The 20,241-nt window shown below is 72.0% G+C and carries 19 protein-coding genes; 8 read left to right on the top strand and 11 right to left on the bottom strand.

Going from position 1 to position 20,241, the window contains the following annotated elements; all coding sequences use genetic code 11:
• Positions 1 to 204: 204 nt before the first annotated feature.
• Positions 205 to 399 carry a hypothetical protein gene (locus tag ACFY01_RS18315; RefSeq protein ID WP_361441348.1) on the top strand — a complete coding sequence of 65 codons (195 nt, stop codon included), beginning with the start codon at positions 205 to 207 and terminating at the stop codon, positions 397 to 399.
• A gap of 49 nt (positions 400 to 448) precedes the next feature.
• Positions 449 to 2,026, top strand: coding sequence for a hypothetical protein (locus tag ACFY01_RS18320; RefSeq protein ID WP_390736748.1), 1,578 nt, complete (start codon positions 449 to 451; stop codon positions 2,024 to 2,026).
• A 13-nt stretch (positions 2,027 to 2,039) separates the two neighbouring features.
• On the opposite strand, the gene ACFY01_RS18325 is transcribed toward ACFY01_RS18320, so the two are convergent.
• A complete protein-coding gene (locus tag ACFY01_RS18325; RefSeq protein ID WP_390736749.1) occupies positions 2,040 to 3,548 on the bottom strand; it encodes a PLP-dependent aminotransferase family protein in 1,509 nt (502 codons plus the stop codon).
• A 131-nt stretch (positions 3,549 to 3,679) separates the two neighbouring features.
• Between ACFY01_RS18325 and ACFY01_RS18330 the strand changes: the two genes are divergently transcribed.
• The 4 genes from ACFY01_RS18330 (at position 3,680) to ACFY01_RS18345 (ending at position 7,152) form a co-directional block, all read left to right on the top strand.
• Positions 3,680 to 4,315, top strand: coding sequence for a YitT family protein (locus ACFY01_RS18330; RefSeq protein WP_390737097.1), 636 nt, complete (start codon positions 3,680 to 3,682; stop codon positions 4,313 to 4,315).
• Positions 4,312 to 5,079, top strand: a complete 768-nt coding sequence (locus ACFY01_RS18335; RefSeq protein WP_390736750.1) for a glycerophosphodiester phosphodiesterase — start codon at positions 4,312 to 4,314, stop codon at positions 5,077 to 5,079. The genes ACFY01_RS18330 and ACFY01_RS18335 overlap by 4 nt, the downstream gene beginning before the upstream one ends.
• Before the next feature lie 81 nt (positions 5,080 to 5,160).
• Entirely contained in the window at positions 5,161 to 6,510 is a 1,350-nt protein-coding gene (locus tag ACFY01_RS18340) for an MFS transporter (RefSeq protein ID WP_390736751.1), read from the top strand.
• Between the two features lie 267 nt (positions 6,511 to 6,777).
• Positions 6,778 to 7,152 (top strand): RNA polymerase-binding protein RbpA, encoded by a 375-nt coding sequence (locus ACFY01_RS18345; RefSeq protein WP_009187548.1) that lies wholly within the window; start codon positions 6,778 to 6,780, stop codon positions 7,150 to 7,152.
• Between the two features lie 99 nt (positions 7,153 to 7,251).
• Here ACFY01_RS18345 and fxsA read toward each other — a convergent pair whose 3' ends face one another.
• The 4 genes from fxsA to ACFY01_RS18365 form a co-directional block, all read right to left on the bottom strand.
• Positions 7,252 to 7,809 carry an FxsA family membrane protein gene (gene fxsA, locus ACFY01_RS18350; protein WP_390736752.1) on the bottom strand — a complete coding sequence of 186 codons (558 nt, stop codon included), beginning with the start codon at positions 7,807 to 7,809 and terminating at the stop codon, positions 7,252 to 7,254.
• A gap of 50 nt (positions 7,810 to 7,859) precedes the next feature.
• Positions 7,860 to 8,654: a polyprenol monophosphomannose synthase gene (locus ACFY01_RS18355; RefSeq protein ID WP_390736753.1), complete on the bottom strand. Its 795-nt coding sequence runs from the start codon at positions 8,652 to 8,654 to the stop codon at positions 7,860 to 7,862.
• Between the two features lie 538 nt (positions 8,655 to 9,192).
• The gene (locus ACFY01_RS18360; protein ID WP_390736754.1) at positions 9,193 to 10,809 is read right to left on the bottom strand and encodes an amidohydrolase; all 1,617 of its coding nucleotides are present in this window, start codon (positions 10,807 to 10,809) and stop codon (positions 9,193 to 9,195) included.
• Positions 10,810 to 11,042: 233 nt separating this feature from the next.
• On the bottom strand, positions 11,043 to 11,483 hold the full coding sequence (locus tag ACFY01_RS18365; protein ID WP_066997022.1) for an Lrp/AsnC family transcriptional regulator: 441 nt from the start codon (positions 11,481 to 11,483) through the stop codon (positions 11,043 to 11,045).
• Between the two features lie 268 nt (positions 11,484 to 11,751).
• Between ACFY01_RS18365 and ACFY01_RS18370 the strand changes: the two genes are divergently transcribed.
• The gene (locus ACFY01_RS18370) at positions 11,752 to 12,195 is read left to right on the top strand and encodes a hypothetical protein (protein ID WP_390736755.1); all 444 of its coding nucleotides are present in this window, start codon (positions 11,752 to 11,754) and stop codon (positions 12,193 to 12,195) included.
• Between the two features lie 368 nt (positions 12,196 to 12,563).
• On the opposite strand, the gene ACFY01_RS18375 is transcribed toward ACFY01_RS18370, so the two are convergent.
• From ACFY01_RS18375 to ACFY01_RS18400, 6 genes are all read right to left on the bottom strand, one after another.
• Positions 12,564 to 13,736, bottom strand: a complete 1,173-nt coding sequence (locus ACFY01_RS18375) for an acyl-CoA dehydrogenase family protein (RefSeq protein WP_390736756.1) — start codon at positions 13,734 to 13,736, stop codon at positions 12,564 to 12,566.
• Positions 13,737 to 14,010: 274 nt separating this feature from the next.
• A complete protein-coding gene (locus tag ACFY01_RS18380; RefSeq protein ID WP_390736757.1) occupies positions 14,011 to 14,664 on the bottom strand; it encodes a TetR/AcrR family transcriptional regulator in 654 nt (217 codons plus the stop codon).
• A gap of 130 nt (positions 14,665 to 14,794) precedes the next feature.
• The gene (locus ACFY01_RS18385) at positions 14,795 to 14,941 is read right to left on the bottom strand and encodes an SCO1431 family membrane protein (protein ID WP_390736758.1); all 147 of its coding nucleotides are present in this window, start codon (positions 14,939 to 14,941) and stop codon (positions 14,795 to 14,797) included.
• 108 nt (positions 14,942 to 15,049) lie between these two features.
• Positions 15,050 to 16,426, bottom strand: coding sequence for a peptidase C39 family protein (locus ACFY01_RS18390; RefSeq protein ID WP_390736759.1), 1,377 nt, complete (start codon positions 16,424 to 16,426; stop codon positions 15,050 to 15,052).
• 206 nt (positions 16,427 to 16,632) lie between these two features.
• Positions 16,633 to 18,174, bottom strand: coding sequence for an amino acid permease (locus tag ACFY01_RS18395; RefSeq protein ID WP_390736760.1), 1,542 nt, complete (start codon positions 18,172 to 18,174; stop codon positions 16,633 to 16,635).
• A 45-nt stretch (positions 18,175 to 18,219) separates the two neighbouring features.
• Entirely contained in the window at positions 18,220 to 19,176 is a 957-nt protein-coding gene (locus ACFY01_RS18400) for a hypothetical protein (protein ID WP_390736761.1), read from the bottom strand.
• A 250-nt stretch (positions 19,177 to 19,426) separates the two neighbouring features.
• On the opposite strand from ACFY01_RS18400, the gene ACFY01_RS18405 reads away from it, so the two are divergent.
• Positions 19,427 to 20,047, top strand: a complete 621-nt coding sequence (locus ACFY01_RS18405) for a uridine kinase (RefSeq protein WP_390737098.1) — start codon at positions 19,427 to 19,429, stop codon at positions 20,045 to 20,047.
• Positions 20,048 to 20,241: the final 194 nt, after the last annotated feature.

Below are 20,241 nucleotides of genomic sequence, written 5' to 3' on the forward strand. Positions count from 1 at the left end.
CGATCTGCCCGAGGTAAAGATCACCCCGACGACACCGGGCACCCCGTCAGGCTCAGGAATCCCGGCCAACCGGACCCCCACCACTGGACCACTGGGGCGAAATCAGCCGCAATTCACCCAGTTGCACCTTTTATCGTATGGATACATGCTGTGATCCTGGAAGAACTCAGGGTGACTGTCCCCCTCGACACCAGGAGACCTCAAATGATCCTCTCCATCTCAGGCGTCATGCTGCTCGGCGTCATCGTCTTCCTCTTCTTCAGGAAGGACGGGCTCAAGGGCTCGCACGCGTGCACCTCGGCGCTGTTCGGCTTCTACCTGGCGAGCACGGGTATCGCCCCGAGCATCAAGGCCGGCGGCGAAAGCCTGGCGGGGCTACTGGGCGGCATCAAGTTCTGAGCGACCCCACGCCGACCGTTCCGCCCGTACGCACCCTCAGGAGACAGCAGTGGCCCGGCGCCCCCTCCCCCGCATTCTGAGCACCGGCGGCGCGCACATCGCCAGGAGCCGGGAGCTGGCCCGGACGGCGGCCGACAGCGCCACCGACGTCCTCCACCCGCTGATCACCGTCACACGCGGGTTGCGCCGGCTGGCCTCGGCCGGCCGACGCAGATGGGCGGACACGCCCAAGGACAGGCGCGGGCCACTGCTGTTCCTGGCGGCCTCGGCGGTCATGGTCGTGGCCCTGGTGCCGTACGGCCCGCTGCTGGCCGCCATCACGCTGATGGCGGCCGCGGCCTGGCACGGCCGGGACCGCACACCGCCCGGGCCGGCCGGCCCCGACGAGGCCCAGACCCAGCGCCTCCAGACGCTGTACGAGGCTCTCGTCCCCCACTTCTCCACCGCCGACGACCCGGCTCCGCTGTACGCACACGGCGGGGACTGGGAGAAGGCCTTCGCCGTGCACGAGTTCGACGACGTGGGCCGCGTCGGGCACCTGCTGATCCGGTACCCGGCGTACTTCCCGGACGGCGAGAGCGAGGCCCGCGCCCGGGTCGAGGCGCTGCTCGCCGCGAAGGCCGGGCGAGGCCGCGAGTACCACTTCACGTGGGACCAGGAGGGCAACGAACTCACCGTCACCGCCCTCGCCCCGCTGCCCGCCGGCATCGCCGCCCAGCGGTTCGTCACCGCGCCCGGCGAGACGGTCCTCGGTTTCACCGACCCCACCGAGGTGCAGCGCACCCTGCCCCTCTCCTTCGGCGAGGAGCGGCGCGACGTTCCCCCCGTCGTGTGGCGCACCGGCCTGCGCTCCACCGAGCCGCACCTGCTGGCCATGGGCCGGCCGGGCAGCGGCACCTCGACCCTGCTGCGGTCCGTCGCGCTCCAGGCCCTCCAGCACGGTGACGTGCTCGTCGTCGACGGGGGCGGCACCGGCGAGTACGCGTGCCTGACCGGGCGCGACGGGGTGCTCGCGGTGGAGTGCGGGCCGGCCGGGGCGCTGGCGAGCCTGGAGTGGGCCGCGCACGAGACGGAACGGCGGCTCATCGCCCTCAGCCGGGCGCGGCAGGCGGGTCATCCGCCGCCGGACGACACCAGGCGGCCGCTGTGGATCCTGCTGGACCGGCCGAGCGCGCTCACCCATGTGGCCGCGGCGGACGGACGCAAGGATCCGCAGGCGCTGCTCCAGGTGCCGCTGCGGCACGGCCGGGCGGCCAATGTGACGGTGGCGGTGGCCGACCAGTTCGACAGCGCCGACGCGTTGAGCGAGGCGGTACGGCAGCACACGCGCGCGCGTGTCGTGCTCGGCCCCGCGACGCGGGAGCAACTGGTCGACGTGCTGGGCGTGCCGCCGCACACCACACCGCCGGCCGAGGTGCCGCCGGGGCGGGGGTACGCACGGCTGGGCCATGGCCCGGTGCACCGGCTGCAGGTGCCCTCGACGCCCGACCCGTACGACGACGACACCGATGAGGCCGACCGGCGGACGGTGCTGGCGTTGCTGCCGCCGCGGACCACCCCGGCGGACGCGGCGGCGGTGGAGGCCGAGCCGGTGCCCGCGGAGGCCGTGGCGGCCGAGAGTTCGTGAGGGGACAAATCCGCTAGGCCACGAACGTGCGCGGTGACTCCGTTCCGTTGCTCACGCCCGTCTCCACCAGGCGTGCGGCCGCGGCCAGTCGGGCCGCCGCCTCCTCCGCCACCGCTCCGCCGACCGTGAAGGGGAGCCGTACGTAGCCCTCGAAGGCACCGTCGACCCCGAAGCGCGGGCCCGACGGGACCCGTACGCCGACCCGCTCCCCCGCCTCCGCGAGCCGCGAGCCCGACAGGCCTCCCGCGCGCACCCACAGGGTCAGGCCGCCCTTGGGGACCTCGAACTCCCAGGTGGGCAGCTCGCGCCGGATCGCGGTGACGAGAGCGTCGCGGTTCTCGCGGGCCTGGGTGCGGCGGAGGTCCACCGCCTGTTCCCAACCACCGGTGGTGAACAGCCAGTTGACGGCGAGCTGTTCCAGGACGGGCGTGCCCAGGTCGGCGTAGGCGCGCGCGGCGACCAGGCTGCGGATCACGTCCGGTGCCGCCCGTACCCAGCCGATGCGCATCCCGGCCCAGAAGGCCTTGCTCGCCGAGCCGACCGTGATCACCGTGGAGCCGGCCGGGTCGAAGCCGCACACCGGGCGCGGCATCACCGAGCCGTCGAGGTCCTCGTCGAGCCACAGGTCGCTCATCGTCTCGTCCGCGACGAGCACCGTGCCCGCCGAGCGGGCCGCGTCCACCAGCCGGCGCCGCTGGTCCTCGCCGGCGAGGGCGCCGGTGGGGTTGTGGAAGTCGGCGACGACGTACGCGAGCCGGGGCGCGGCGTCCCGCAGGACCTGGCGCCAGCGGTCCATGTCCCAGCCGCTGAGCCCCTCGCCCATCGCGACCGGTACGAGCCGGGCGCCCGCCTCCCGCATCAGCTGGAGGATGTTGGCGTACGACGGCGACTCCACGGCGATGCGCTCGCCGCGCCCCGCGAACAGGTGGCAGATCGCGTCGATGGCACCCATCGCGCCGGTCGTCACCATGATCTGCTCGGGCATGGTCGGGATCCCGCGCGCGGTGTACCGCTCGGCGATCACCGAGCGCAGCGCGGGCAGGCCGGCCGGGTAGTCCCCGTGCGTGTGGGCGTAGGGCGGCAATTCCTCCAGAGCGCCCTGCACGGCCCGGGTGAGCCATGGCTCGGGGGCGGGCAGGGCCGCGCAGCCCAGGTCGATGATCGAGCCGAGCGCCTCGGGCGGCAGCGGCTCGAGACCGCGGGCGGGCAGCGGGTTGCCCGCCGGGACCGCCGTCCAGCTGCCCGCGCCGCGCCGGGACTCCAGGAAACCCTCGGCACGCAGCGCCTCGTAGGCCGCGGCGACCGTGGTGCGGCTGACCGAGAGGGCGAGCGCCAGTTCCCGCTCGGCGGGCAGGCGGGCGGCGACCGGCACCCTGCCCTCCAGGACCAGCAACCGGATGCCGTCGGCGAGCGCCCGGTAGGCGGGCGGACGGCGCGTACCGGGGCCGGCCGGGCGGTCCTGCTGGGAGTTGAGGAGCCGGGCGAGCTGCGCGGCACCCACCGCTGAGGTCCACTGAGCCATGAAGATAAGTCCACCTTCCCCGGATTGGCCATGGATGGCTTGCCTTTCCAAGCCACAGAGTGACACGCGTCAGGCCACTACCACCACCCAGGGGGGACACTTTGTCCGCGAAGTCGTTCGCGAAGCACCAGATGGCGAGGCGGTTGATCCAGCTGTACGGGGGGCTCGCGCTGTACGGCGCGAGTTCCGCGCTACTGGTGAAGGCCGGTCTCGGTCTCGAGCCGTGGAACGTCCTGCACCAGGGCCTCGCGGAGCTCACGGGCCTCAGCATGGGCGTCGTGCTCACGATCGTGGGCGCGGCGGTGCTGCTGCTCTGGGTCCCGCTGCGCCAGCGCCCCGGCCTCGGCACCGTCTCCAACGTCCTGGTGATCGGCGCCGCGATGGACGCCACGCTCTCCGCGCTGCCCGACGCGCACGCCCTGACCGTACGGATCCCGCTGCTGCTGGCCGGCATCGTGCTCAACGGCGCGGCGACCGGCCTCTACATCGCCGCCGACTTCGGCCCGGGCCCGCGCGACGGTCTGATGACCGGGCTGCACCGGCGCACGGGCCGCTCGATCCGGCTGATCCGCACCGCCGTCGAGCTCACGGTCGTGGCCACCGGGTTCGCCCTGGGCGGCACCGTCGGGGTGGGCACCGTGCTGTACGCGCTGTCGATCGGCCCGCTGGCCCAGCTGTTCCTGCGGCTTTTCGCCGTCCCGTCGGCATCCGCCGGCAGCACGGTGGTTGCCACCGGGTCACCCGAGAGGGTGATACTGCGCAGGTGACGACGCTCATCCGCCACCCGTACCTGGACCACCCCGGCCCCATCGCCTTCGCGCACCGGGGCGGGGCCGCCGACGGCCTGGAGAACACCGTGGCGCAGTTCCACCGCGCGGTCGACCTCGGCTACCGGTACATCGAGACCGATGTGCACGCCACGGCGGACGGGAAGCTGGTCGCCTTCCACGACGCGACCCTGGACCGGGTCACGGACGGCGCGGGGCGGATCGCCGACCTGCCCTGGGAGGACGTCCGGCACGCGCGCGTGGCGGGCCGCGAACCGGTGCCGCTCTTCGAGGAGCTGCTGGACAACTTCCCGGACGTCCGCTGGAACGTCGACTGCAAGGCGGAGCCGGCCCTGCGGCCGCTGCTGGCGCTGATCGAGCGGAGAGACGCCTGGGACCGCGTCTGCGTCGGCTCCTTCTCGGAGGCGCGGGTGCTGCGCGCCCAGCGGCTGGCCGGGCCGCGCCTGGCCACGTCGTTCGGTACGCGCGGGGTGCTCAACCTCCGGCTGCGCTCCTGGGGGCTGCCCGCCGCGGTGCGCCGGTCCGCGGTCGCCGCGCAGGTGCCGGAGTCCCAGTCGGGCGTCCCGGTGGTCGACCACCGCTTCGTGCGCGTCGCCCACGCGCACGGGCTCCAGGTGCACGTGTGGACGATCAACGAACCGGAGCGGATGCACCGGCTCCTCGACCTCGGGGTCGATGGCATCATGACCGATCACATCGACACGTTGCGCAAGGTCATGGAGGACCGGGGCGTCTGGGCCTGAGCGGTCCGGGGTCCCCGGTGCCGGGACCCCCCCGGAGCAGGGCCCTTCGCACGGCACTTCAGCGGGGAAGCGAGGGCACGGGTGGGCACCGACACCGTGCAGGCCCAGGGGGCCGGTGAGGCCGCCGGGCGGCGCCGCGAGCAGCGCGGCTGGTACTTCTACGACTGGGCGTGCTCGGTCTACTCGACGAGCGTGCTGACCGTGTTCCTCGGCCCCTACCTGACGTCGGTCGCCGAGTCGGCGGCGGATGCCGACGGCTTCGTCCACCCGTTGGGGGTGCCGGTCCGGGCCGGGTCCTTCTTCGCCTACTCGGTGTCCCTGTCGGTGGTCCTGGCGGTCGTGGTGATGCCCGTCGTGGGCAGCGCGGCCGACCGCACCGGCCGCCGGAAGCCGCTCCTGGGGGCGGCGGCGTACGTGGGCGCGACGGCGACGACCGGGATGTTCTTCCTCGACGGCGACCGCTATCTCCTGGGCGGCGTCCTGCTGATCGTCGCGAACGCGGCACAGTCCGTGGCGATGATGCTCTACAACTCCTACCTGCCGCAGATCGCCCCGCCCGAGGAACGCGACACGGTCTCCTCCCGGGGCTGGGCCTTCGGGTACGCGGCGGGCTCCCTGGTGCTGATCGGCGACCTGGTGCTGTACTCCGCGCACGACTCCTTCGGGCTCTCGGAGACGGCGGCGGTCCGAATCTGTCTGGCGTCGGCCGGTCTGTGGTGGGGCGCCTTCACGCTCGTACCGCTGCGGCGGCTGCGCGACCGCGGCGCCGGGGCGGCACGGGAGGCCACCGCTCCCGGGCTGCGGCAGCTGGCGGCCACCGTCCGGGACATGCGCCGCCATCCGCTGACGCTCGCCTTCCTGCTGGCCTACCTCGTCTACAACGACGGCATCCAGACGGTGATCTCCCAGGCCTCGGTCTACGGCTCCGAGGAGCTGGGGCTCGGGCAGTCGACTCTCATCGGGGCCGTGCTCCTGGTGCAGGTGCTGGCCGTCGCCGGCGCCCTGGCGATGGGGCGGCTGGCCCGGACCTACGGGGCGAAGCGGACGATCCTCGGGTCACTCGTCGCCTGGACGTTCACACTGGGTGCCGGGTACTTCCTGCCCGCCGGGGCGCCGGGGTGGTTCTTCGTGCTCGCCGCGGGCATCGGGCTGGTCCTCGGCGGCAGCCAGGCGCTCTCCCGGTCGCTGTTCTCCCATCTGGTCCCGCCCGGCAAGGAGGCCGAGTACTTCGCGGCGTACGAGATGAGCGACCGCGGGATGAGCTGGCTCGGACCGCTGCTGTTCGGCGTCACCTACCAGCTGACCGGCAGCTACCGCTCGGCGATCATCTCGCTCGTGGCCTTCTTCGTCATCGGGTTCGCGCTGCTGGCGCGGGTCCCGGTACAGCGGGCGATCGGAGAGGCGGGCAATCCGGTTCCGGAGAAGATTTAGCGCTCAACACGAAAGGGAGGTAGTGTACGCGTTTGGCCTGCCAGGCGTACCGTTACTGCGCGTCAAAGAAGCCGAAACGCTAGGTGACATCTGCTTTCAGATGTGACAAACCGGGCGCTGGTGGGTACAACAAGGGGCGGCTACGACGGCGATGCATGACCCGGAACGGGACACGGAACGGGAATCTTTACCGCCGACCGGACGTTGACCGGATGACGACGACAGCGACACCTGTCCTGTGGGCGACAAGCCCGGGAGGCACGATTCATGAGTGAGCGAGCTCTTCGCGGTACGCGCCTCGTGGTGACCAGCTACGAGACGGACCGCGGCATCGACCTGGCCCCCCGCCAGGCCGTGGAGTACGCATGCGAGAAGGGGCACCGCTTCGAGATGCCCTTCTCGGTGGAGGCGGAGATCCCGCCGGAGTGGGAGTGCAAGGTCTGCGGAGCCCCTGCGCTCCTGGTGGACGGCGACGGCCCAGAGGAGAAGAAGGCCAAGCCCGCGCGTACGCACTGGGACATGCTGATGGAGCGACGCACCCGCGAGGAGCTCGAAGAGGTCCTCGAGGAGCGGCTGGCGGTACTGCGCTCCGGGGCGATGAACATCGCGGTTCACCCCCGGGACAGCCGCAAGAGCGCGTAGCGCGGCAGACAACAAGGAGCGTCATCACCGCGGGCGCCGTACGTCAGTCACGTACGGCGCCCGCGGTTTTCTGCTGCTCAAACGCCGCGCTGCGAGCCCTCAGCCGGTCAGCGGCGGACGCTGCTCCCACGGCGCGTCGCCCGGCTCCTGTCTGATGACCTCGCCCTGGACCACCTTCCCGTCGGGCCGGTGCATCCGCGCCTGCTGGAAGGCGTCACCCAGGCTGCCGGGCGCTGCCGCACGGAGTTTGCGGTCGAAGGTGCGCTCGGCGTAGCCGCTCAGGGCCTTCTGGACGGGCGGGATCAACAGCAGCAGGCCCATGGCGTCCGAGATCAGGCCAGGGATGATCAGCAGCAGGCCGCCGAGCATCATCATGCCGTTGCCGGAGCCCTTCGAGGGCGAGCCGCCCCGTTGCAACGCCTCGTTGAGGTCCTGGAAGGCACGGCGGCCGGCCCGCTTGATCACCACGGAACCGGCGACGAAGCCCGCCACCAGCAACAGGAACACCGTGAAGCCGCTCGCCGCGCCCGCGACCACCGTCAGCAGCCAGATCTCCAGCACCAGCCAGGCGGCGATCCCCAGCGGCAGAAAGGTACGCAGCCGGGAGCGCCGGGGCCGCATGGTGGGCTGCTGCGAGGTCGGAACGCCAGTCGTCATGCCACCAGTGTGCCCGGGCCCGGCTCAGCTCGGGATAAGGGGTCAGGGGGTCAGACCCGCTTGCCCTTGCCCGTGACCTTGCCCAGCCTTTCCCCCACGCCCCACGCCGTGACCCGCCACAGTGCCTCCACCACGATGTTGCGGCTCATCTTGGAGTCGCCGAGCTCCCGCTCCACGAACGTGATGGGCACCTCGACCACGTGGTAGCCGGCCTTGACCGCGCGCCGGGCCAGGTCGACCTGGAAGCAGTAGCCCTGCGAGGCCACCTCGTCGAGGCCGAGGCCCTCCAGGGTCTCGCGGCGGAAGGCGCGGAAGCCGCCGGTCACGTCGCGGATCGGCACGTCGAGCATGAGCCGCGAATAGGTGGAGCCACCGCGCGAGAGGAACTCGCGGGACTTCGGCCAGTTCACCACCCGGCCGCCGGGCACCCAGCGGGAGCCGAGCACGAGGTCGGCACCCTTGAGGGCGGTCAGCAGGCGGGGCAGTTCCTCGGGCTGGTGGGAACCGTCGGCGTCCATCTCGACCAGCACGCCGTAGCCGTTGTCCAGGCCCCAGCGGAAGCCGGCGAGGTAGGCGGCGCCGAGGCCCTCCTTGCCCTTGCGGTGCAGCACCTGGACGTGGTCGTCCTCGGCGGCGAGTTCGTCGGCGAGCTTGCCCGTGCCGTCGGGGCTGTTGTCGTCGGCCACCAGCACGTGCGCCTCGGGGACGGCCTTGCGCACCCGGCCGACGATGGACTTGACGTTCTCCGCCTCGTTGTAGGTCGGGATGATCACCAAGGCCGTGCCGAGCGGGCCGTACTGCCTTCCCCGGTCCTGTGCCGCGAGGGTCCCGTCGCCGTCGTTCACTGCTGCCCCTTCACATGTCGTACGCAGGGTCCACCATAGTGGCCGCGGCCTGCGCCGAAGCGACGGCTCGTGCGTAAGGCGGTGTCGATTCCCCAAGAACGGGGTAAGAATGATTTTTTTCGTTCCGCGTCCGGCTGCGGATGGGGGCCCGGCGCCCTTCGGGCCGACCTGGGACCCGCTGGCTGCGGATCGACCGAAAGCCGTTGTCTACTGAGCGTCCGGGCCCCACCCGGGTCACACCTTCCCGACCCGGTCGGAAGCGTTCCCGCGTCGGCGCGGGCGCTGAGCCTGGCTCCCAGCGACGGTGCCCCGGTGCGGCACACCGTCCCTGACCCAGCGGCGCTGCGACGCGTGCGCGAAATGCTTCCCGGTCGGGCGTCCGGTGGTGGACTCGGCCGAACCTATCGGCCCGCCGCCGCTGACTGTCAACAGTCGCCTGACCTGCGGGAAAAGGATCAACCCCCTGGTCAGAGGCGAGGATGCGCAGGTCGCGCGACGGGGCCGCGGCGGCCGATCGCCGCCCCGCCACCCCGGTAGATCACTCGCCCGGCCGTACGAACACCGTCCGTCCGCCCACGACGGTCCTCAGACAGACGGGCAGGTCGTGGCCGGGGGTCAGGTCGGGCAGGCCCGGGGTGCCGGAGCGGGGGTCGGTCGACCAGCGTGCCACCCGGTCGTCGGGGGCCTGGACGACGAGGGCGTCGGTCCGCCAGACGGCGTAGTCGGCGGGCGCGCCGGGTACCAGGACGCCCGCGTCGTCCCGGCCGACCGCCCGCCAGCCGCCGCGCGTGTGCGCGGTGAACGCGGCGCGCACGGAGATCCGGTGTTCGGGCGTGCGGTGGAAGGCGGCCGCGCGGACGGTGCCCCAGGGGTCGAGGGGGGTGACCGGGCTGTCGGAGCCGAACGCGAGGGGGACGCCCGCGCGCAGCAGGGCGGCGAACGGGTTCAGGGTCCGGGCCCGCTGCGCGCCGAGGCGCCGGGCGTACATGCCGTCCTCGCCGCCCCACAGCGCGTCGAAGGCGGGCTGGACGGACGCGGTCAGGCCCAGTTCGGCGAAGGCCGCGATGGTCTCGGGGATGAGCATCTCGGCGTGCTCGACCCGGTGCCGGGCGGCGCGGACGCGGGCGAGGCCGATCTTCTCGGCGGCGGCACGGACGCCCTCGACCACGGTGGTGACGGCGGCGTCCCCGATGGCGTGGAAGCCCGCCTGGAGGCCGGCGTCGGTGCAGGCGGCGACGTGCTCGGCGACAGCGGCCGCGTCGAAGTAGGCGGTGCCGGTGTGGTCCGCGTCGGTGTACGGCTGGTGCAGGCAGGCGGTGTGCGAGCCGAGCGCGCCGTCGACGAACAGGTCGCCCGCGGCACCGCGCGCGCCCAGCTCACGCGCCTTGGTGATGCCCTCGGCGTCGCGTTCCGCCCAGTAGCCGGTGACCCGAGGGCCCGGCTGCTCGGCGGCGAGCCGCAGCAGGCCGGCGAAGTCGTCCTCGGAGGAGATCCGCGGCCCGCCGCACTCGTGCACGGACCCGATACCGAGGGAGGCGGCGTGCGCGAGGGCGGCCCGCTGGGCCTCGGCTCGCTGGGCCGGGGTGACGGCGGCGAACGCGGCGGAGCGGACGGCGTGGTGGTCGTCGCGGGTGAGCGGGGCGTCGGCGCGGGACACCTCGCCCGCGACCAGGTCGAGCATCGCACTTGTGACGACCGCCGAGTGGACGTCGATGCGGGAGAGGTACAGCGGGCGCCCGCCGGTGGCCGCGTCGAGCTCCGCGCGCGTCGGGGGGCGGCCGCCGGGCCAGCGGGCCGCGTCCCAGCCGTGGCCGAGCAGCACGCGGTCGTCCGGGCGGGCGGCGGCGAACTCCCGCACTCGGGCGAGGGCCGCCTCCAGTGAGGGCGCGCCGGACAGGTCCAGGCCGGTCAGCGCGAGCCCGGTGGCGGTGGTGTGCACATGCGCGTCGGTGAACGCCGGCGTGACCAGGGCGCCGTCGAGGTCGATCACTTCGTCGACCCCGTCCGCGAAGGCGTCGGCGGCGCCCTCCGAGCCGACCCAGGCGACCTGGCCGCGCTCCACGACCATCGCGGTGGCGAAGGGGTCGGCGGGGCTGTGCACCTCTCCGCGGCGCAGGAGGACGGTCTTGGGGTCGGCAGCGGGTCGTTCACTCATGACCGACAGTCTCTCGCGCGGGACCCGGCAGGTCGCAGGCGGGGCCGCCGCACCGGCCGCGGTGCGCCGACGCCGTGAGCGGTGCGCCGGCGGGGCAGGTCGGCGCGGGCCACCACCGGACCGGGTCGCGCCGCTCCGGCGCGGACATGGCCGCTGGGCCGGGGCGCGGCGTGAGCCCGGACCAGCGGCCGGCCGCCGAAGATCTGAGGCACCGGCGGACGGCCGCCGCCGTCTCAGATCTTCGGCGGCCGGGCCTCGTACGGCGTCGACAGCACCACCGTCGTGCGGGTGGACACCCCGGCCAGGGACCGCAGCCGGGCGAGCAGTTCCTCCAGCTCGTGCGGGGTGGCCACGCGGACCTTGAGGATGTAGTTCTCGTCGCCCGCGACGCTGTGGCAGGCCTCGATCTCCGGGACGCCGGCGAGCCGGTCCGCGATGTCGTCGGGGGCGCTGGGGTCGAACGGTTTCACCGAGATGAAGGCGGTCATGGGCAGCCCGACGGCCTCGGGGTCGACGACCGCGGCATAGCCGCGGATGACGCCACGCTGTTCCAGCCGGCGCACCCGCTGGTGCACGGCCGACGTGGACAGGCCCGTGGCCTTGCCCAGGTCTGTGTAGCTCATCCGCCCGTCCTTGACGAGCAGCTGCACGATCTGACGGTCCAGCTCCTCCATGGCGCCAAAACCTACAGTGCGCCTGAACTCCTCGGATACCTGAGCAGCCCAGGTCATACCCGGTTCGTGATGTCCCCGGCAGTCCGCTGTGAGCCGGCTGGGGGACAAACGCACCGCACCGGGCACCTGCGGGCGGCATGTGACGAACGCCACAGCCACCGAACGGGCTCCGTGATGTTCTCGTGATTACCGCCGAGAGCGGACGGGAAGTGCTTGCTGTGGTCGAGGCCGCAGTGCCTTCACGGCCCAGCCTTAGGGGGAGAATCCCATGCAGAGTCTTAAGCGCCCTGGTCGCGGCGTGCCCAAGCGGCAGCAGCCGGTCGTCGAGCCCGCGCCGGAGGGTGTCGAACCCGACGCCTTCGACGACGCGGACGTCGAGGAACTCGACGCCTACGACACCTTCGAGATGTACCGGGTGATCTGCCCGGACTGCGCGCAGCCCATCGCCCTGCTGGCGGACGAGGAGGTCCTGCCGGAGCACGCGCTGTGCGCCTCGCCGTGGAACCCGTTCGGTCTCACGGTGTGTGCCGGTACGGGCCGTCGGGCCGCCGACGCCCGCCCCGCGGACGAGTCCTTCCGGCCCCAGGAGCAGGACACCGCGCTCCTGCTGACCCTGCCGCAGGGCCTGGACTGGCGGACGCAGCCCTTCTCGCACGTCGGCGGCCCGGGTTCCCGCCCGATGCGCGTGCCGGCGATGCGCCGGGCCGCCTGAACATCACCCCGCCGCATCCCAGTAGCTGCCCTGCACCATGGCCCGCAGGCTGCCGTGGTGCAGGTCAGTGTGCCGCGCGGCATTCCCGGGGTGGTACGGCCGCGAACGCACTCCCGATTCCCCGGGGCGGTGACCAGTCCGCGGGTGCGGGCGTTGGCCTGGTATGACCCCCACACAATCGGCGACCGGGCGTCAGTACCGCGTGTTCGTTCCCCCGCCCGCGGGATCGGTTCCGCCGCCCTTGCCGCAGGACCCGCCCATCTACCGCGATCTGATGCGCGCCTGGGCCGACCGGGGCCGCACCCTGCCGGGCCGCCACGACCCGGAGTGGGTCAGGCTGGCGGCTCCGCCGGTCACCCTCGGGCAGTTCAGCGGCCTTCCGGCCCCGCTACGTGACGGGCGATGACCATCCGCTGGATCTGGTTGGTGCCCTCGACTATCTGGAGGACCTTGGCCTCGCGCATGTAGCGCTCGGTCGGGAAGTCCGCGGTGTAGCCGTATCCGCCGAGGATCTGCACGGCGTCGGTGGTCACGCGCATGGCGGTGTCGGTGCAGTGCAGCTTGGCCATGGCCGCCTGCTTGGCGAACGGCCGGCCGGCGTCCCGCAGCCGGGCCGCCGCCAGATACAGGGCGCGGCCCGCCTCGACCTGGGTGGCCATGTCGGCGAGCATGAAGCGCAGGCCCTGGAAGTCGGCGATCGGGCGGCCGAACTGCCGGCGGTCGGTGGCATAGGCGACCGCCTCGTCCAGCGCCGCCTGGGCGACACCGATCGCGCAGGCCGCGATGCCCAGCCGGCCGGAGTCGAGCGCGGACAGGGCGATGGCGAAGCCCTGGCCCTCCTCGCCGATGCGGCGCTCGTCGGAGACCCTGACGCCGTCGAAGTGGACCTGGGCGGTGGGCGAGCCCTTCATGCCCATCTTCTTCTCGGGCGCCGCGGCGCTCAGGCCCTCCGCGTCGCCGGGCACCAGGAACGCGGTGATCCCGCGGGGGCCCTCCTCGCCGGTGCGGGCCATGACCGTGTAGAAGTCGGCGATGCCGCCGTGCGTGATCCACGCCTTGGTGCCGGTGATCACCCACTCGTCGCCGTCCCGGACCGCCTTCGTCCGCAGCGAGGCCGCGTCCGAGCCCGACGAGGGCTCGGAGAGGCAGTACGCGCCGAGCAGCCCGCCGCCGAGCATCGCGGGCAGGTGCTCGACCTGCTGCTGCTTGGTGCCATGGGCGGCGAGGGCGTAGGAGGCCAGGGTGTGCACGCTGATGCCGAGTCCCACGGTGAGGCGGGCCGACGCGAGCTCCTCCAGGACCTGGAGGTAGACCTCGTACGGCTGGTCACCGCCGCCGTACTCGGAGTCGTACGGCAGACCCAGCAGGCCCGATTGCGACAACAGGGTGAATGCCTCGCGCGGGAAGCGTCCGGCGTCCTCCTCCTCGGCCGCCTTCGGCGCGATCTCGCGCTGCGCGATGTCGCGGACGAGCGAGATCAGGTCCCGGGCCTCGTCCGTGGGCAGTTGCCGGTCCACCGGCTGCGGGGCGCGGTCGGGCATGGCGACGCTCTCCTCCCTGTCGGGCGCATCGGCGGACGTGCGCCTTGGGTGGGGCGGCGCCGCCTGGTGTGTCAGGTCCGGCCGATGCGCGCGCTCCCGGGTCTCGGAAGCCGCTGACCAGCGGCTGTGCGCTGTGAGTATGCCCGATCAGCGACCTCTCGTCACCAGTTAACGACCGCTCACTTCAAGAAGCCACCCCAGAGTTCCCGGTCCGGCGAAATTGGCTCGAACCAGGGGGCGGTGATCCCGTCCCCGTGGTCCGTCCTCATGGGCGTCAGGCGTCGCGGCGGGCCGGTGCGGGGGCCGGGTAGGCGGGGTCCATTTCCTCGATGGCGCGCAGGGCGCCGCCCAGGGTCTTCACCAGGAGCGTGCGCATGGTCTCGCGGGACAGGCCGGGGCGGTCGATCCAGTCCAGGGTGGCGCCCTCGACGCTGCACACCCAGGCGAGCAGGCCCATGCGGGCCAGCGGCGCGATGTCGCTGCGGCCGTACGCCCCCTCGGCGATGGTGGTCACGATCGCCTCGCGCACGCCGTCCCGGATGGCGTGCACCTCGGTGTCGAAGCCGACTCCGCCGCTGACGATGGTGCGGTAGGCGGCCTGGTGGTGCTCGGCGTAGCGCAGATAGCTGTCGATGGTGCGGTGGACGCGGTCCACGGCCGGGATGTCGAGGCCGCTCGCGGCGTGGGTGACCAGGCCGGCGACGGAGTCCTGGATGATCGCCAGGTAGTAGCCCCGCTTGGACCGGAAGTAGTAGTAGATCAAGCCCTTGGCGACATGCGCCTGCCGGGCGATGTCGTCCATGGACAGCGCGTCGTAGGACGTGTCGGCGAACAACTTCCGCCCGATGGCGATGAGTTCGGCACGACGAGCCGCGGAACGCTCGGTACCGCGCGTCCGGGGGCGGACGACGGCACCCTGTTGCCTCATATTCAATTCGGACCCTGGTCTCGGGCGGGCTGCGGGACATCGGCAGTATGTCAGAACAACATCTCGCGCCTCGACGAACAGCCCTTCACCCGCCGGGACTTCGGGCCACGGCGGCCACCGGGGCTTCGGGTCACAGCAGGCCGAGTCGGGTCACGAGCATGGCGATCACCGCGACCAGGACCCAGCCCATGACGTGCTCGAGGATCTTGGGGCCGTCGTCCTGCGGACCGCCCGTACGGGTCCGGGAACGGGCGGCGGTGGCTGTGTGTGCGGTCATGGTGTCTCGCTGAGGTCTGTCGTGCCGGGTGGACTCCCCCCCACCGTTCTGTCCACCTTGCCACCTATGACGGCTTTCGTGGCGGAGACGTTGGTCACAGCCCGCCGCTCAGCGCACCCCCACCTCCGCGAGCGCCCTGCGCTGGCGGTGGGTCGGACGGTACGGGAAGTACAGGTAGCAGACACCGCCCGTGCCGGAGACGACCTTGCCGCTCGCGTTGTACCGCTTGGTCCTGAGCCAGATGTTCTCGAACTCCCGCCGCAGGTACACACGCCGTACCGCCGCGTCGCCGGGCGAGGCCGGGTCGCCCGCGATCACGTCCCCCTCGGCGGTGAAGCCGGTCACGGTCATCAGGTGGCCCGCGGTGCCGTAACCCGCGCCTGTCAGCTCGGTCTTGAGGAAGGACTGGGACGTTATGGCCGGGATGCCGGCCGCGATCAGCGTTTCGAGGTCGGTGAGCGAACCGAGCCGGGTGACCACGCCCTGGAGGCCGCGGAAGGTGGCCGCGTAGGCGGCGTTGAAGGGCCAGTTGCCGCAGCCGGCGTACTGGTAGTCGTAGGTGGAACGGGCCGCGTGGCACACCTGCGGGTCGGCGTAGGACGGGTCCACCCAGGACAGCTGCTCGGGGGTGAGCCGGCCGCCCCAGTACTCGATGATCATCTGCGAGGAGGTCGGGCTGCACCAGGCCTCGCCGCCGTTGTCGTACTCCGGGTACTGGCCCTTGTGGATCTCCTGCGAGTAGCGCGGGACGATCAGTTCCCGGGCGAGGCCCGGCGTGGAGGCCGGGACGGTGAAGCGGTCGGGGATGTCGGAGCCCATCGCACCGAGCCGGCGGACGACGGGGGTGAGGTCGGTGCCGGGCTTGCGGTAGAGGGTCAGCCGCAGCCGGTAGGCCACCAGGCGCAGGCCGGTGGTGGCGTCGTCGATGGCGAAGGTGTCGGTCCAGATCGTGCTCCTGCCGTCGGTCTGGTCGTCCACCGAGGTCCGCTTGATGTCCTGGTCGCCGGCCGCCCAGCGGCCCATCACGTACCAGGGGGTGGCGGTGCCGTCGGAGTACGTGCCCTCCAGTTCGACCTGGAGCCAGGTGCCGACCGGGGTGTGGGCGTTCCAGGAGGCGATCGTCTCGGTGGCGGGGACGGAGAGCCGGTGCACCGGCGAGGTCCAGGTGGCGTACTCCCAGGCGGCCGTCGTGCCGGTGTGCGGGTCCGTGTAGTCGGTACTGCCGGCGGGGGTGCCGATCACGAGCCCGGGGCGGCGGCCCGGTACGGCGCGGGTGCCGTCCGGCGCGCCGCCGCGCCAGTCGGAGTACGAGGTCCAGGCGTGGTAGTCGACGGGGCGGGCCGGGGTGCGGTCGCCCCGGATGTGGCCGGAGTCCACGACGTCCTCCCCCGGCGCGGCGGCCGCGGGGCCGGTTCCGGAGACCACCGCGGCGGCGACCGCGGCGGCCAGGACGGTTCTGCGGGACGGCTGTTCGGCTGTGCTCATGGGCGCAACACCCCCAGGCAGCTGGTTTCGGGCGGTCCGATGCACGGCTGTGCGCCAACTATGAAGCAGGCGGCATGCCCCTGCCAGCACTTCGGCCCGCGCCACGCCCATGAATATTGGTCTCCGCCACTGGCGGTCGGCGCGGTACGGGGACGGCCCCGGCGTACGCCTGTGAGGTGCGTGCGCCGAGGCCGGTGGTGCGGGGGTCAGACGAGGTCCATCGCGGCGACCTCGTCCGGGCGGCCGTAGCTGACCGGGCCCTGGAAGCGGCGGCGGGCGGTGGCGAACCACCACACCGTGGCCACCAGCAGGACGACGGCCAGCGCGATCGGCGCGTAGTTGAAGGAGTCGGCGGTGATCGGGGAGGCCTGCGGCAGCATGAACAGCACGCTGCTGAGCAGGATCCAGACCACGGCCAGCCAGCCGATCGGGCGGCCCCACCGGCCCAGATGCCAGGGCCCGGGCTGGAACTCGTCGCCGAGCCGCAGCCGAAGGAAGATGGGCACGGCGTAGGCGAGGAACAGCCCGACGACGTTGACGCTGACGATCGCCGTGAACGCCGTGTGCGACCACCAGCCGGGCAGCACCAGCACGAGCGAGCAGCCCACCGCCAGCCACACCGCCTTGACCGGGGTACGGGTGCGCGGCGAGACCGAGTGCCACCAGCGGGAGCCGGGCATGGCGCCGTCCCGGGAGAAGGCGAAGATCTGCCGGGTGTTGCTGGTGAGGTTGGCGAGGCCGCAGAACAGCATCGAGCCGATCACGATCAGCAGCAGCGCCTTGGCCCAGCCCATGCCGAGACCGTCGATGAGGATCTGGACGGGCGGCGCGGACGAACTCGCCACCTTGGCGTAGTTGCCGATGCTGTAGACCAATGCCAACATCAGGATCAGCCCGGTGATCGCCGAATACCCGATCGAACGGGTGATCCCCTTGGGCGCGTTCACCGTCGCCTGGACGGTTTCCTCGGACATGTGGAAGCTGCCGTCGAAGCCGGTGAAGGTCCAACTGGTCACCAGCAGCCCGAGCATCCCGCCGTAAAGGCCGTTGGTGAAGCCGGTGTTGTTCACGAAATGCGTCACGAAGGACGCCGACTGGTGGTGGTCCGGCATCACGATCAGTGTGGTCACGATCACCACGAGTCCGATCAGCAGCCACCACACCGAAATCCGGTTGAGGACGGCGACCAGTTGGACGGTGTAGGTGTTGGCCAGCCCCTGGAGCACGATGATCACGGCCGTGATCAGGACCGTCTGGTGGACGGTGGGCTCGTAGGAGTCCCACTGGAGGGCGACGAAGGCCTGGATGAAGGTCGCCGCCGCATAGCCCGTGGCGGCGGTGCCACCGATCTGTCCCACGAAGTTCAGCCAGCCCGTGAACCAGGACCAGGCGCCCTTGTGGCGTTTGGCGAGTTTACCGGCGGAGAAATACAGCGCCCCGCTCGTCGGATAGGCCGAGGCCACCTCGGCCATGGCCGCGCCGATGAAGAGCACCATTACCGAGACGCCGATCCAGCCGAACACCAGAATGCGGGGACCGCCCGCACCCATTCCATAGCCGAAGGACGAGAAAATACCCGAGATGATATTGATGATGGTGAAAGAGATCGCGAAATTGTCGAACGCCTGGAAACGGCGGGTGAGTTTCCGCGGATAACCCATCGCGTGCAGGGTCGCGTCGTCGTCGAGCGCGACCGGGTCCTCTCCCCCGCGGGCTGTCGCCCGTGGAGTCGATATCCGTTCTGACACAGATCGACCTTTCTCTGGGTAGGGGACGAGCAGGAAGTCGGACGGTCAGGCGGGCCCCGGCACCGGCAGGCCGCAGGCACGCCGGGCCCGGGAGAGCTGCTCCTCGGGGTCACCGAAGGCGCTCCAGGGCATGCGGGAGGCGAAGGGGCCCATCGCCGCGAAGACCGCCCGGGCCTCGAACTCGCGCTGAGCCATGACCAGCGCGTGTGCGAGGTAGGCCAGGTCGAGCACCGGGGTGTGGCGGTAACCGGCCACCGTGGGCAGCCAGTTGTGGTAGATCGCGAGGGCCGTGGAGCGCCACTGGGGCTGCTCCCACACGCGGTCGGCGAGCAACTGGGTCGGGTTGTAGCTCTCCACCAGGGCGACCAGGGGCAGCAGCCGCAGCGGGGAGTCCGCGGGCGCCCGCTGGCTGAGGAAGGCGGCCACGTCCCAGGCGGCGTTGACCGAGCCGCCGTGGCGCGTGAAGAAGAAGGACAGGAAGCGGTGGTGGGCCTCGCGGTGCCACGGGTCGAGGGACAGCACGTGCGCGAACAGCCGCCAGGGGCCGGGCGGGGCGGTGAGCAGCCCGTGCGGCGCGGGGTCACGCAGCCGGTGCAGCCGGGTCATGGCCAGCTTGGCGACCCAGGGTGTGGGGTCGGCCGGGGCCAGGGCGGTGGCCCGGTCGCAGGCGGTCAGCGCGATCCGCTCCAGGGCCTCGGCCCGCTCGTCCCGGGCGTCGGCGGCCCTGAGCGCCCGCTGCACGGCCACCCGCGCCCACATCAGTGCGGCTTCGGGTGTCGGCTCCTCGGCCAGCCAGCGCTCCACCAGGTCGGTGCCGGCGGCCTCGGAGGCCAGGACGAGGGAGCGGTGGGCCCGCAGACCGAAGTCCGCGCCCGTCTCGGCCAGGGCTTCGTGGGCGCTGCGATAACGTCCGGCGCGCACGTCGACGCATACGCTCGCGAGCACGCGGTCGTCGGCCGCCGGATGCCACACATACTGCCCCTCGAATAACTCCGCGGCCATCTACCCCTGTCCGTCCCCGTACGACGCATCGCAGTTGCGCAGGAGGCACCTTACTCAGCGGCGGGCGCAGCCGGAACGCCGAATTCGACATATCGGTCAGCGGATTGGGTATTAATCGCGGAGATTGACTGGCTGCCAGCCGATGGTTCAAGGTGCGACCTTTTTACGCGCCATCGGCACGGCAACTATGGGCCGCTACTAGAATGTTTCCGGAAAACCCCCCACACCGCACCACACCTCAGGAATCGCCATTCACGACCTCGCCTCCCGGCTGCGCGCGCTGCCTCCCTCCTGCGGGCCGGTCCGTATCGTCGGCGTCGACGGGCACGCCGGTTCCGGCAAGTCCACGTTCGCCGGACGACTGGCCGCCGCGCTGGGCGGGGCGCCGGTACTGCACCTGGACGACATCGCCACCCACGAGGAACTCTTCGACTGGACCGGGCGCCTGCTCGCCCAGGTGATCGAGCCGCTCGGCCGTGGCGAGACCGCGCGCTACACGCCGTACGACTGGCGGGCCCGGCGCTTCGGTCCGCCCCGCGCGCTGCCACCCGCGCCCGTGCTCCTCGTCGAAGGGGTCGGCGCCGGCCGCCGCGCCCTGCGTCCGCACCTCGCACGGCTGTTGTGGATGGAACTGCCTCGTGAGGACTCCTGGACCAGAGGGCGACTGCGGGACGGGGCGGAGCAGCGGGACTTCTGGGCCGGATGGGTCGCGGCGGAACGGGCGCACTTCGCCGCCGACCCCTCGCGGCCGTACGCCGATCTGCTGGTACGGCAGTCACCGGAGGGGTACGAGGTGCTGCCGGGGCCCGGCGTGTCTCCTGGACCGGACCAAGATGTCACCCAGGGTGATGGACCGTCCGCGGTGTGCTGAAGTTGTGAAGGCCCTCCTCTGGGAACTTGTTCGACTGCCTCAACTCGGCTTGACCGGGGGGCCGTACAGGTCTTACGTTCTCAATGTGCGGCCATTCGGAGCCGCCCACCTACGCGAAGCCCCCGGTTGTTCCCCCGTGATCGGGGGCTTCGTTCTGCCCGCGGCCGGTTCTCCGGGCGCCATGCGCCGCCGTT

It is taken from the genome of Streptomyces sp. NPDC001480, assembly GCF_042894725.1.
Lineage (GTDB): Bacteria > Actinomycetota > Actinomycetes > Streptomycetales > Streptomycetaceae > Streptomyces.

Coding starts and splice junctions, on each gene's coding strand:
- ACFY01_RS18400 (WP_390736761.1), bottom strand. CDS start 19,176: ATGGCCGCGGAGTTATTCGAGGGGCAGTATGTGTGGCATCCGGCGGCC.
- ACFY01_RS18360 (WP_390736754.1), bottom strand. CDS start 10,809: ATGAGTGAACGACCCGCTGCCGACCCCAAGACCGTCCTCCTGCGCCGC.
- ACFY01_RS18385 (WP_390736758.1), bottom strand. CDS start 14,941: ATGACCGCACACACAGCCACCGCCGCCCGTTCCCGGACCCGTACGGGC.
- fxsA (WP_390736752.1), bottom strand. CDS start 7,809: ATGACGACTGGCGTTCCGACCTCGCAGCAGCCCACCATGCGGCCCCGG.
- ACFY01_RS18370 (WP_390736755.1), top strand. CDS start 11,752: ATGCAGAGTCTTAAGCGCCCTGGTCGCGGCGTGCCCAAGCGGCAGCAG.
- ACFY01_RS18390 (WP_390736759.1), bottom strand. CDS start 16,426: ATGAGCACAGCCGAACAGCCGTCCCGCAGAACCGTCCTGGCCGCCGCG.
- ACFY01_RS18325 (WP_390736749.1), bottom strand. CDS start 3,548: ATGGCTCAGTGGACCTCAGCGGTGGGTGCCGCGCAGCTCGCCCGGCTC.
- ACFY01_RS18315 (WP_361441348.1), top strand. CDS start 205: ATGATCCTCTCCATCTCAGGCGTCATGCTGCTCGGCGTCATCGTCTTC.
- ACFY01_RS18345 (WP_009187548.1), top strand. CDS start 6,778: ATGAGTGAGCGAGCTCTTCGCGGTACGCGCCTCGTGGTGACCAGCTAC.
- ACFY01_RS18380 (WP_390736757.1), bottom strand. CDS start 14,664: ATGAGGCAACAGGGTGCCGTCGTCCGCCCCCGGACGCGCGGTACCGAG.
- ACFY01_RS18330 (WP_390737097.1), top strand. CDS start 3,680: ATGGCGAGGCGGTTGATCCAGCTGTACGGGGGGCTCGCGCTGTACGGC.
- ACFY01_RS18365 (WP_066997022.1), bottom strand. CDS start 11,483: ATGGAGGAGCTGGACCGTCAGATCGTGCAGCTGCTCGTCAAGGACGGG.
- ACFY01_RS18375 (WP_390736756.1), bottom strand. CDS start 13,736: ATGCCCGACCGCGCCCCGCAGCCGGTGGACCGGCAACTGCCCACGGAC.